The 9,154-nt window shown below is 68.0% G+C and carries 11 protein-coding genes and 1 pseudogene; 6 read left to right on the forward strand and 6 right to left on the reverse strand.

What is annotated here, in order from left to right:
* Positions 1–295: 295 nt before the first annotated feature.
* Positions 296–994, reverse strand: coding sequence for an endonuclease III domain-containing protein (locus BM286_RS14955; protein ID WP_092924349.1), 699 nt, complete (start codon positions 992–994; stop codon positions 296–298).
* Positions 995–1,118: 124 nt separating this feature from the next.
* Here BM286_RS14955 and BM286_RS14960 point away from each other — a divergent pair, with 124 nt between their 5' ends.
* The 3 genes and pseudogenes from BM286_RS14960 to BM286_RS14970 form a co-directional block, all read left to right on the forward strand.
* The gene (locus tag BM286_RS14960) at positions 1,119–1,427 is read left to right on the forward strand and encodes a cyclin (RefSeq protein WP_092924352.1); all 309 of its coding nucleotides are present in this window, start codon (positions 1,119–1,121) and stop codon (positions 1,425–1,427) included.
* Positions 1,428–1,570: 143 nt separating this feature from the next.
* The gene (locus tag BM286_RS14965; protein ID WP_092924374.1) at positions 1,571–1,987 is read left to right on the forward strand and encodes a DUF2178 domain-containing protein; all 417 of its coding nucleotides are present in this window, start codon (positions 1,571–1,573) and stop codon (positions 1,985–1,987) included.
* A pseudogene (locus BM286_RS14970) lies at positions 1,984–2,172 on the forward strand (helix-turn-helix transcriptional regulator); the annotation flags it as partial. The gene BM286_RS14965 and the pseudogene BM286_RS14970, both read left to right, overlap by 4 nt.
* 6 nt (positions 2,173–2,178) lie before the next feature.
* On the opposite strand, the gene BM286_RS14975 reads toward BM286_RS14970, so the two are convergent.
* On the reverse strand, positions 2,179–2,817 hold the full coding sequence (locus BM286_RS14975) for a fibrillarin-like rRNA/tRNA 2'-O-methyltransferase (RefSeq protein ID WP_092924355.1): 639 nt from the start codon (positions 2,815–2,817) through the stop codon (positions 2,179–2,181).
* The gene (locus tag BM286_RS14980; protein WP_092924357.1) at positions 2,810–3,748 is read right to left on the reverse strand and encodes an NOP5/NOP56 family protein; all 939 of its coding nucleotides are present in this window, start codon (positions 3,746–3,748) and stop codon (positions 2,810–2,812) included. Before BM286_RS14980 ends, BM286_RS14975 begins: the two co-directional genes overlap by 8 nt.
* A gap of 206 nt (positions 3,749–3,954) precedes the next feature.
* Here BM286_RS14980 and BM286_RS14985 point away from each other — a divergent pair, with 206 nt between their 5' ends.
* Genes BM286_RS14985 through BM286_RS14995 form a run of 3 tightly spaced genes read left to right on the forward strand, consistent with a single transcriptional unit; the run spans position 3,955 to position 6,961 of the window.
* Positions 3,955–5,151, forward strand: a complete 1,197-nt coding sequence (locus BM286_RS14985; protein WP_092924360.1) for an ABC transporter substrate-binding protein — start codon at positions 3,955–3,957, stop codon at positions 5,149–5,151.
* Complete coding sequence (locus tag BM286_RS14990; RefSeq protein WP_092924362.1) at positions 5,152–6,081, forward strand: ABC transporter permease; 930 nt, start codon at positions 5,152–5,154, stop codon at positions 6,079–6,081.
* Position 6,082: 1 nt separating this feature from the next.
* Positions 6,083–6,961 (forward strand): ABC transporter permease, encoded by an 879-nt coding sequence (locus BM286_RS14995; protein ID WP_092924365.1) that lies wholly within the window; start codon positions 6,083–6,085, stop codon positions 6,959–6,961.
* A gap of 108 nt (positions 6,962–7,069) precedes the next feature.
* Here the strand turns inward: BM286_RS14995 and BM286_RS15000 are convergent, their stop codons facing one another.
* The 3 genes from BM286_RS15000 to BM286_RS15010 all read right to left on the reverse strand — a co-directional run.
* Entirely contained in the window at positions 7,070–8,122 is a 1,053-nt protein-coding gene (locus tag BM286_RS15000; protein ID WP_092924368.1) for an ABC transporter ATP-binding protein, read from the reverse strand.
* A 322-nt stretch (positions 8,123–8,444) separates the two neighbouring features.
* A complete protein-coding gene (locus BM286_RS15005; protein ID WP_092924371.1) occupies positions 8,445–8,684 on the reverse strand; it encodes a glycine zipper domain-containing protein in 240 nt (79 codons plus the stop codon).
* A 105-nt stretch (positions 8,685–8,789) separates the two neighbouring features.
* Positions 8,790–9,154 (reverse strand): ParB-like protein (locus BM286_RS15010; protein WP_167603431.1); only part of this gene is annotated, 365 nt, incomplete at its 5' end.

Below are 9,154 nucleotides of genomic sequence, written 5' to 3' on the forward strand. Positions count from 1 at the left end.
AGGGCGGCCGACGAGGCTGGGGAGGTGTGAGGTGCGGTTGCGGTGCCGTGCGGGGTGGGACTCAAAGGGGCGGCCGCGAGGGCGAAGACGCGCGACGCAAGTAGCGAGAGACCGAAGGTCTCTCGGACAGCCGGCGGCGGAGCCGCCGGCGAGACCGCAGGAGAGAACGGAGTGAGCGACGAGGACCGCAGCGAGCGCATCGAGCCCTCGCGGCCGGGGCTTTGGACGTGTTCGCTACCAAGCGGGCGTCACCGTTCGCTTATAAACCACTACCAACTGACCCCGCTCCACCGTCTCAGCAGTACTCGCAGTCGCAGTACTCGTCACAGACGGGGTTGTCGCAGTCGGCGCCCCGAGCGGAGCAGTGCTCGCGGCCGTGCCGAATCAACAACACGTGAAGCGGATAGATCAGTTCGTCGGGCACCTGCTCGTCCAACACCTCGTGCGCACGCTCGTTCGACGCCGACTCCGGCACCAACCCGAACCGCTTCGAGACGCGCTCGACGTGGGTGTCGACCGCCATCGTCGGCTTCCCGAAGTGGAAGTTCAACACGACGCTGGCGGTCTTCGGGCCGACGCCTTTGATCTCCGTGAGCCACGCCTTCGCGTCGTCGGTGGCCATCGCGTCGAGGAACGCCAGCGAGTACGCGCCGCCGGTCTCCTCGCGGATCGCGGTCAGCGCGCGCCGGATCCGGGCTGCCTTCTGATCGGGGAGGCCCGCCACGCGGATCGTCTCCTTCAGCTCCTCGTGGTCGGCCGCCTCTATCGCCGCGAAGTCGTCGTAGCGGTCGAACAGCGCCTCCGATGCGCGCCGCGTGTTCTCGTCGGCGACGTTCTGCGAGAGGATCGTCGTCACCAGCTGGCGGACGCCCTCGCCCGGCTCCGCGGTCGGGTCCGCGCCGTGCTCGGCGACGCGGTCGACCGGCTCGTACAGCTCGACGAGGTCGTCGTGAAGCGCCCGGACCCGCGTCTCGTCCCACTGCTGTGTCGACATACGCGCGATACGTGTGCGGTCGACTTGAGGCCGGCGGACGTCGGAAACCTCGGGACGGCGACCGCGGGCGGAGCGCGGCCGGCCGACGCGGCCGTTTATATATCCCCCGCGACTACCTCGGCGCGTGTACCGGGCGAGCGACCGGGTCGACAACGAGGCGTGGATCGAGCTGCTCGAGGAGGCGTGCGTCTCCCTCGACCTCGACGAGGAGACCCGCTCGACCGCGGTCGACCTCTTCCTCTCCCGCGCGCCCGACGACGACCGCGGCAAGCGCGTCGCGGCCGCCGCCAGCCTCTACGCCGCCGGCCTGATCCGGGGCGAGGAGCGGTCGCAGTCCGCGGTCGCGGACGCGATGGACGTCTCGCGGCTCTCGGTCCAGCAGCGCTGGAAGCCGATCCTCGAAGACGCCGGCTTCTCGCCGCCGTCGTGGTGAAACGGCGGAAACGGGGCGTAAGACCGTCCCTTCCGTCGCGGACCAGAGTCGTCTTCGACGGCGACGGTCTTAGTTTCTAACGTACAGTGTCCGTTACTGTAAAGCGAGCGTTACACACAGTTCCCGCTCGCTTTACCCCCAGCATAAGCGAACACACCACCTCCGCGACGACTCGGCCCTCCTCACGGAAACGCTACGAACGCATCGCGTACGGCCCGCTCGGCGCCGGCGTCCTCGCGCTGTGGATCGGTATCGCCCTCGACCGCTTCGTCCTCGGCGTCGCCCTGTACTGGGCCGGCGGCCTCGGGCTGGGGCTCGTCCAGCGGTTCAGCCCCGTCGAACTGTACGACGAGCGCGACACCACCATCGAGCGCAAGGCGAGCCAGAACACGATGAACGGCTTCGCGTACGTGTCCGTCCTCGGGACGCCCGGCGGGCTCGCGCTACAGGGGAGCGGCGTCGTCACGCTTCCGGGCGAGTTCTACGGCGCGACCTGGACCCTCTTCGGGGGCTTCGTCGCGTTCGGCGCGTCAGTCCTCTACTACAAGCGGCGCACATGAGAAACGACGTCTCAGACAGACGCGCCGAGACCGGCGAGAGCCAGGCCGACCTCGCCGCCGCGGTCGGCGTCACTCGCCGGACGATCAACGCCATCGAACGCGAGCGGTACGACCCCTCGCTGGAGCTCGCCTTCAGCCTCGCGGACCACTTCGACTGCCGGATCGAGGACCGCTTCGACCCCGACGAGTGGTCACTTCGGCGTCGCCACGACGCCGAGGTGGTCCTCGTGGAACCGGTCGAGCCGCCGCGTCTCCAGAATCTCGTACGCCTCTCGGAGGCGGCCGAGCGCGCCCTCGAACACGGTCTCCGGATCCGCCGTCACGTCCTCGCTGCGCGCCTTGACCGCGAGCAGCAGCCGCCCGTCGTCCGCCAGGAACTGCGCGTTGCGTACGGCCACCTCGGCCTGGCCGCGCGTGGCCACGTCCTGAACGATCGCGTCCACGTCGGCCTCGACGACGTGCGCGTACGTCTCCGGCTTCCGCGCGTCCTTGAGCAGCGGGAACAGGCGGTCGCGCGGCGCCGCGGCGTCGAGCAGGTCCCTCGCCGGCCGGGGCGCGAACTCGACCGCGTAGGTCGGGCCCGCGAAGTCGGCCACGTGGCTGACCGTGGTGCCGCTCGCGGCGCCGAGGTAGAGGACCGTCTCGCCGCCCGTAAGCCCCGTCTCAACCCCGAGTTCAAGCATCCCGCCGAGCTTCGACCGCTCGGGGTCCCACGCGCGCCAGCCGTCCGCGGTCGGCTCGCCGTAGACGGGCTCGCCCCGGGTCGCTAACCGCCGCCCGCCCTCGATCTGGCGACGTTCGACCCCGTCGGGAAGGGCGGACTCACTCATCGGCGGCCCCCCCGTCCTCCGTCTCTCCGTCTTCCGCCTCGCCCGCGTCCCCCTCGCCGTCCGCCCGCGCCCGAATGGTCGCCATCCGCTCGCGGAGGTCGTCGTGGAGTCGCTCCCGGCGCTCGCCGGCGTAGTGGTCCGCACGCGCGCCGAGCGCGAGCTTCCCGGCGAGCGCGCGCGCCGCGGACCCCCGGTCTTCGGGCCGCGTCCCGCGGACGAACTCGTGCGTGTAGATGATCCCGTGTTTCGGCGAGGGCGCTCGTCCGGAGAGGTGCGCGAACAGCGCGTCCTCGGCGCCGAGCACCTGAACCGTGCCCGACGGCTTCTTCGCGAGCGGCTCCAGCCCGCCCGCGAGCGCGATCAGCCGCGCGGCGAGTTCCGGCCCGGCCATCTCGGTGAGGTTCGGCGCGACCGCGGGCGCGATCCGGCCGATCGTCTCCGCGAGCGCCGCCCGCTCGTCGTCGAGTTCGGCCGCGCGCTCGGCGAGGGAGACGGCCCGTCGCTCGACCTCGCCCTCGGGCTCGCGCGCCGCGACGGCTCGGGCGCCCTCGACGCCGGGGTCGACGTCGTCGAAGAGGCTCCCCGCCCACTCGACGGCGCGCTCGGCCAGCTCGTTAGCGGTCCGCTCGGCGTCGTCCATGGCTCGAATCGCGTGGATCAGCTGCGCGTCGTCCGCGCGCTCCCGCTCGCGGACCGCCTCGCGGGTGGCGCGCGTCGTCGCGGCCTTGAGCCGGTCGTAGTACTCGTCCGCGTCGCCGGTGAATCCGGCCTCGACGGCGCGCGCGGGCCAGTCGGCGGGCGACGCGGCGCTCCCGGTCAGGATTCGGTCGCGGCGCGCCGCGGCGTCGTCGTCCGCACCGGCGACCGCGACAGCGAACCAGCCCGCACTACCGACGTCGGGCGGCGAGTCCGGCGCCACGTCTTCGCTCATGACGAGCCGTTACTCTCCCCGCCCGTATAGGCGTTCCCGAAGCCATCCGCGCGACGAGCGCTGGGCCGTAACACCGGTTCACGGACGAATCGCCCCGCAGCGCGTCGAAAGCACGGATACACCCCAATAACAGCAGATAAATTAAATAACTCTGTATATGTATTACGTGGGGAATATTTATTTACTCCACTTCGTACATACGGCGTATGCCAACGAGTCACGAGGACTCGGCACGATCGAACAGGAGCGTGAGTCGTCGTCAGTACATCGCCGGTGCCGGTGCGGCCGGTGCGGTCGCACTCGCCGGCTGTAGCGGCGGTGGCGGCGGTGGCAGCGGTGGCGGCGGTGGCAACGGTAGCAACGGCGGTAGCATGGGCGGCGACGGGACGACCACGATCAACATCATCACGTGGGAGGAGTACGCCGAGATGCAAGAGAACATCGAGTCCACGCTCGACGGGGTGGAACTCAACATCACTCCCTCGACGTCGTCGACGGAGATGTTCTCGCAGTGGAGCGCCGGCCAAGACGCGCAGTACGACATCGCCGTCCCCAACAACAACCTCGTTCCGCGGTTCATGGACGCCGGCCTCGTCGCACCCGTGAACCGCGACGTGGTGACGAACTTCGACTCGATGTACGACCGGTTCCAGACGTTCGTCGACGAACAGTTCACGGAGGGCGGAGACGCCTACGGGGTTCCGATCCGCTTCGGTTGGTACGGCTACTCCTACGACTCCCGGAGCGTTCCGGACCACGAGCCGAGCTACAACATCCTGTTCGAGGAGGACTACGTCGACGCCGACCTCGACGGCGAGATCATCATGTACAACGAGGCGGCGAAGACGATCCCCGCGGCGGCGCTGTACCTCGGCATGGACGACGCCATGTCCGGCGCGCGGATGACGTTCACGGAGGAGCAGCTCACGGAGATCCAGGAGGTGCTCATCGACCAGAAGTCGCGACTACAGGGGTACATCGCCCCCGACCCGACCTTCATTCAGGAGTTCCGGCAGGGTAACTTCCTCGTCGGACACAGCGGGCGCAACGAGACCGTCCAGATGCGGAGCGAGGGCGACGACTGGGTGGAGTTCGTCGCTCCCAGAGAGGGCGCGCTGGCGTGGTACGAGACCGCGGTCGTCTCGGCCGCCTCGGACAACCAAGAGACCGCGTGGGAGGTCGTGAACGAGTTCATCACGCCCGAGAACGGCGCGGCCCTCGCCGAGGCGGGCTTCTCGCCGAGCACGAACCCCAACGTGGCGGACGAACTGACCGAGGAACAGAACGAACTGTACGGGCGGATCGATCCCTCGCGTCTCGAAGGGATGTACTCGCTCAAGGACATCGCCTCCGACGTCGAGGAGGCGTACCTCTCCACGTGGGAAGAGGTCAAGGCGGCATAGATGTCGACCGACCAGCCGGACGAGAGCAGGCGGGCGAGAGCGGTGCGGCTGTTGAGCGGACCGCGCAGTCGGCTCGGCGTCACGGTCGGCCCCAGCGCGGCGTGGATACTCACGCTGCTCGTCGCGCCGCTGGCGTTCATGGTCGCCGTGAGCTTCTTCGAAGTCAGCTCGCTGACGTATCAGATAATCTACGAGCCGACGCTGAGCAACTACCGGTCGCTCTTCGACGGCGGGGGCGCGATATGGAACACCCCGTTCGTCACGGCGCTGTGGCTCTCGTACGTCATCGCCACCGTGACCACGGTGCTGTGTTTGGCGCTCGCGTTCCCGCTGGCGTACCTGCTCGCGCGGAACGGGGGACGGCTGTTCAAAGTCGTCATCTTCTTCGTCCTCTTGCCGTTCTTCACGATGTACCTCGTGCGGGCGTACTCGTGGGTCCTGATGTTCGGCCCGGGCGGCGTGATCAACAGCACGCTTATGAACTGGGGGCTGATCGACGCCCCGCTGGCGATATTCAACTACGGCATCCCGGCCATCATCGTCGGACTCACGCACGCGTACTTCCCGTACATGCTGTTGACGCTGTACGCGAGCCTCGACGGTCTCGACTTCTCGATCATCGAGGCCGCCCGCGACCTGGGGGCGTCGCGGGTCGAGGTGTTCCGTGACCACGTGATCCCGCTCACGCTCCCCGGGATCATCGGCGGGAGCCTCTTCGTCTTCGTCCCGAGCGTCGGCGCGTTCATCACGCCGACGTTCCTCGGTCAGGGGAAAATCCAGATGATCGGGATGCTCATCGAAAACCGGGTCGCCGGGACGTACTCGATCGGATACGCGAGCGCGGCGTCGATGTTCGTACTCGTCTCGATCATCGGCGCGATGGTCCTCGCCTTCCGGTACGTGAGCATCGAGGAACTGGGGGGTGCCTGAGATGGCGACCGAGACCGCCGAGTCGAACGAAACGACGGAGCCGACCCGGCTCGTCGGCCACCAGCAGGTAGAGAAGCTACTCAGCACCTCGCTGTACGTCGTGTCCGGGCTGTTGCTCCTCTTCTTGTGGGTTCCCCTCGCGATCATCATCTTCCTCGCGTTCGCGGAGAACGCCGTGACCATCTTCCCGTTCGAGGGGTTCACCCTCGACAACTTCCGGCTGGCTATCAGCAGCGATTCGATGCGCTCGTCGCTCGCCGGGAGTTTCACGATCGCGACGGTGGCGGCGTCGATCGCGACGATACTCGGCGTGCTGGCGAGCTTCGCGCTGACGCGCTACCGGTTCCGCCTCCGGGAAATGTACCGGACCTTCGGAATTATTCCCATGGTGATCCCGGGTATCATCCTCGGCGTGGCGCTCCGGATCTACTTTCAGAACCTGCTCGGCATCCTCCCCGGGTTCACGACCGTGGTGTTGGCCCACTCGTTGTACGGGCTTCCGTTCGTGCTCCTCATCGTCTCGGCTCGGCTGTATACCTTCGACGAGTCGTTGGAGGAAGCGGCCAGAGACCTCGGTGCGGACCCGATCACGGTGTTCAGAGACATCACGCTCCCCGTGATCGCTCCGGCCGTCGGAGCGGGCTTCCTGTTCGCGTGGATCCGGTCGTTCGAGGACTACATCCGGGCCCTGTTCCTCACCGGTCCCAACACGGACGTGTTAACGATTTGGATGTTCAGCCGGATCCGACAGCTCGACGCGCCGGAGCTCAACGCCGTCTCCGCGCTCATCGTGTTCGGCGTCGCGGTCGCGTTGGCGGTCGCGATGAACGTCGGCAACGTGACCGGCTACGTCGCCGGAACGGTCGCCGACGAGGAGTAGCTCCCGACCGGGGGGACCGTTTCGAGGGGCGTTTCGAGACCGCGAACCACCCGCGTACGAACGCACGACGAGGCGAACCGCCGTACCCCGGCGGTCAGAAGACGGTGATCAGAAGACGGTCGGCGCGCCGTCGACCACGCCCAGCGCGACGTCGTCGCCGGTGTCGACCGACGACTCGCGTCCCTGAATGACCACCTGAAGTTCGTCGATATCCTCGTCTGGGTCGACGACGTAGTTCGTCTGGTCTCCCTGGAAGTACCGCTCGACGACGACGCCGCGCAGGACATCGTCACCCGTCGCGATGGTGAAATCCTCCGGTCGGATCGAGATGGTGACCTCGCCGGCCCGGTCCTCTACCGGTACGCTGAAACCCCCCTCACCGCCGATCTCTGCGACCGTCGTTCCGTTCCGCTCGACGATCTGCGCCGTGATGAGGTTCGTGTCACCGATGAAGTCAGCGACGAACTCGGACGCCGGCTCGCGGTAGATCTGCTCCGGCGGGCCGATCTGTTCGATGTGGCCGTCGTTCATCACCGCGATCCGGTCGCTGAGCGTCATCGCGACCTCCTGGTCGTGGGTCACGTAGAAGAACCCGCCCTGCGTCTGCTTGTGGATCCGCCGGAGTTCGACCTGCATCTGCTTCCGGAGCTTCCGGTCGAGACTGGAGAGCGGCTCGTCGAGCAGCAGCACCGCCGGCTCGTTGACCAGCGCGCGAGCGAGTGCGACGCGCTGTTGTTGGCCCCCTGAGAGCTCCCCCGGGTTGCGGTCCTCGAACCCGCCGAGGTCGACGAGATCGAGGTATTCGGAGACGCGCTCCGACCGCTCGTTCGCCTCGACGCCCGCCTTGGCGAGTCCGTACCCCACGTTCTCACCCACGGTCATGTGGGGGAAAAGCGAGAGCTGCTGGAACACGAGGTTGGTGTCCCGGGCCTCCGGCGGAACCGATCCCATCGACCGGCCCTCGATCCGAACCTCGCCTTCCGTCGGGTGTTCGAAGCCGCAGATCATCCGGAGCGTCGTCGTCTTCCCGCAACCGGACGGGCCCACCAGGGTGAAGAACTCGCCCTTTCGGACGGAGAAGTCAATGCCGTCAACCGCGGTGAGATCACCGAACCGCTTCGTCACCTCGTCGAGTTCGACCAAACTATCCCCTGTTGTCATGTGACACTCGTCCCGACACCAGCATTATCAATCTACCGCCGGACGGCGCCCACGGCGGCGTCACACTCCACGAGGTGACCGGCGCGCTTGCCGCTTCGTCCCCTCCGGAAGCCGTGTCGCCCGCCGGTCGCGTCGCTCGCCGGCGGTTCGAGCCGACCGACCCCGCCGCCGGAGGCCTCGCTCGTTGCCGCCGCTGCTCGCCCGGCTCGTGGTGACGTTCCCGACGCGCCCGCGGGCTATCCGCTTCGCGGACCGGCCGTCCCGTCGGACCGATTACGGAAAATTCGAGGCGAAAGCCTCGCGTTTCAGCGCGGGGAGGATGTCAAGCCGCCGCGTCGGCCTCGGCTCCCCCGTCGTCATCGGCGTCCGCGTCGGCCCCGTCCGCGAACAGGCCGTCGGCGCCGGACTTCAGTTCGGCGAGCGTCGCCCCGGCCAACCCGCCCAGCGCGCCGCCGGTGCTGGCCGCGTTCCGGCTCCACAGCCCGCCGACCGCGGCGCCCACCGCGGCGCCGACGGCCGCGTACTTCGCCCTGTTAACCGCGTTTCGGATTCGGGATCCCATACTCCCCACTTCTTGTCTGTTCATAAAAATGTGTCTGCGAAAGCCACGAATTGGTTCGGTCGACCGGATCGGCGTACGGACGCGGCGGATACGCGTCGTCGCAGCCTATTGGAGCCGCTTCGTCGTCTCCACGAGCGGATGGCGCGCGTAGTCGACGACTTCGATGTCGTCGACGACGCGGAGCCCCTCCTTCTCCGCGGTCTTCGCCATTCCGAGGTCGACCGGCGTCTGCGGGACGATCACGTACGCGTCCATCGCCTCGATGCCGGCCTCGTGGGCGGCCATGGCGCGGTGGTGGCCGTCGGCGAGATAGAGGGTGCCGCCGTTGTCGATGACGACGAGCGGCTCGGCGAGCCCGTGTTCGAGCTCGTACTGTCGGCCCTCGAGTTCGTCGGCGTACACGCGGGCCTGCGTCGGCGTCAGGTCCGCGATGGCGACCTCGCGGCGCACCTCGTCGAGCTCGACGCCGT

The organism is Halorubrum sodomense, from assembly GCF_900111935.1.
Classification (GTDB): Archaea; Halobacteriota; Halobacteria; order Halobacteriales; family Haloferacaceae; genus Halorubrum; species Halorubrum sodomense.